The sequence below is a fragment of the Stackebrandtia sp. genome, assembly GCF_035643755.1.
Lineage (GTDB): Bacteria > Actinomycetota > Actinomycetes > Mycobacteriales > Micromonosporaceae > Stackebrandtia.
In genome coordinates this window covers 1-2,318 of sequence record NZ_DASQPW010000153.1, presented here as the reverse complement: position 1 = coordinate 2,318, position 2,318 = coordinate 1, and the positions used below count along the sequence as shown (strand labels likewise).

The window sequence follows — 2,318 nt, the reverse complement described above, 5'->3', positions numbered from 1 at the left end:
ACCTGGCTGCGGTTCGTCGGCTGGCTGGTGATCGGCCTGGTCATCTACTTCGCCTACGGGCACCGACACGCGAAACTGGGACGCGACGTCCCATAGTGTGGGAGTGGCAGACTCGGAGGCATGCCAGCTCTGCGTTCCCGCACCTCGACCCACGGTCGCACCATGGCCGGTGCCCGCGCCCTGTGGCGCGCCACCGGCATGACCGATGACGACTTCGGCAAGCCGATCGTCGCCATCGCCAACAGCTACACCCAGTTCGTCCCCGGCCACGTCCATCTGAAGAACCTCGGCGACATCGTCGCGGAGTCCATCAAGGACGCCGGCGGGGTCTCCAAGGAGTTCCACACCATCGCCGTGGACGACGGCATCGCCATGGGCCACGGCGGGATGCTCTACTCGCTGCCCAGCCGCGAGCTGATCGCCGACGCGGTGGAGTACATGGTCAACGCGCACTGCGCCGACGCCCTGGTGTGCATCTCCAACTGCGACAAGATCACCCCGGGCATGCTGCTGGCGTCCATGCGGCTCAACATCCCCACGGTGTTCGTCTCCGGCGGCCCCATGGAGGCGGGCAAGACCGTCGCCGTGGACGGGGTGGTGCAGCGCAAGCTCGACCTGATCGACGCCATGGTCGCCTCGGCCGACGAGAAGGTCTCCGACGACTCGCTGGACGCCATCGAGCGCTCCGCGTGTCCCACCTGCGGTTCATGCTCGGGCATGTTCACCGCCAACTCGATGAACTGCCTCACCGAGGCGATGGGGCTCTCCTTGCCCGGCAACGGTTCCACCCTGGCCACCCACGCCGCCCGCCGCGAGCTGTTCACCCGCGCGGGCTCGGTCGTCATGGACATCGCCCGGCGCTACTACGACGCGGACGACGCGTCGGTGCTGCCGCGCTCGGTCGCCTCGCCGCACGCCTTCGACAACGCCATGGCGCTGGACGTGGCGATGGGCGGCTCCACCAACACGGTGCTGCACCTGCTGGCCGCCGCCCGCGAGGCCGGGCTCGACTACTCGGTGTCCGACATCGACGCGGTGTCGCGCCGGGTGCCGTGTCTGTCCAAGGTGGCCCCGAACTCGCCGAAGTACCACATGGAGGACGTCCACCGCGCTGGCGGCATCCCCGCGATCCTGGGGGAGCTGCACCGCGCGGGGCTGCTGCACACCGACGTGTCCTCGATCCACTCGGCCTCGCTGGACGAGTGGCTGGGGCGCTGGGACATCCGCGCCGCCGACCCGTCGCCCGAGGCGATCGAGCTGTACCACGCCGCCCCCGGCGGGGTCCGCACCACGGAGCCGTTCTCCACCGACAACCGCTGGTCCAGCCTGGACACCGACGCCGCCGACGGCTGCGTCCGCTCGGTGGAGCACGCCTACTCCGCCGACGGCGGACTGGCCGTGCTGTTCGGCAACCTGGCTCCCGACGGCTGCGTGGTGAAGACGGCGGGCGTGGCCGCCGACCGGCTGGTCTTCTCCGGCCCGGCCCGGGTCTTCGAGTCCCAGGAGGACGCCGTGTCCGGCATCCTCAACGGCGCGGTGAGCGCCGGCGACGTCGTGGTGATCCGCTACGAGGGACCCCGGGGCGGGCCCGGCATGCAGGAGATGCTGCACCCCACGTCCTTCCTGAAGGGCAAGGGCCTGGGCGCCGCCTGCGCCCTGATCACCGACGGCCGCTTCTCCGGCGGCACCTCGGGACTGTCCATTGGGCACATCTCGCCGGAGGCGGCCTCGGGCGGCACCATCGCCCTGGTCAACGACGGCGACGAGATCCATTTGGATATTCCGAATCGTCGCATCGAGTTGCGGGTCGGCGACGACGAGCTGTCCGCCCGGCGCGTCGCCGAGGACAAGCGCGACAAGCCGTACACCCCAACCGATCGCGACCGACCGGTCACCGTGGCGCTGCGGGCGTACGCGTCGATGGCCACCTCGGCTTCGGACGGGGCATTCCGGGTTGTCGATTCCTAAAATGACCGTCTGGATGCGCGATGCGTGCATGAAGATGGCAATCTAGAAGCGTGCATCTACTCGCCCCTCGCTCGCGGGTACCCGGTTTACTGCTGGCCGCAATGATTACCGCCGTGTTGGCGTATGCCTTCACGGTGGCGCTGACGCGCGTCCTGAACGGGGACGACGACCTTCCCGGCGTGTGGGCGGCGACGCTGGCCATCGTCGGTGTCCTTTCCGGATACGTCGTGTGGTTCCGCACCGGGGCGCTGCGCACAGTGGCCGGTCGCACACCCTATCGGCTGCAGGCCGTCGGCCTGGTGCTCGGCGCGCTCGGCGTCTCGGTCGGCGTGCTGGTCGGGCCGTCCGGC

General features: G+C 69.7%; 3 protein-coding genes. All 3 read left to right on the top strand.

The window, feature by feature from the left end:
* The first annotated feature begins 6 nt into the window (after nucleotides 1-6).
* Entirely contained in the window at nucleotides 7-96 is a 90-nt protein-coding gene (locus tag VE172_RS25435; RefSeq protein WP_349258348.1) for a hypothetical protein, read from the top strand.
* A 24-nt stretch (nucleotides 97-120) separates the two neighbouring features.
* Nucleotides 121-1,968: a dihydroxy-acid dehydratase gene (gene ilvD / locus VE172_RS11645; RefSeq protein WP_324801520.1), complete on the top strand. Its 1,848-nt coding sequence runs from the start codon at nucleotides 121-123 to the stop codon at nucleotides 1,966-1,968.
* Between the two features lie 113 nt (nucleotides 1,969-2,081).
* Nucleotides 2,082-2,318: hypothetical protein (locus VE172_RS11640; RefSeq protein WP_324801517.1), on the top strand; the 237-nt coding region annotated here is incomplete at its 3' end.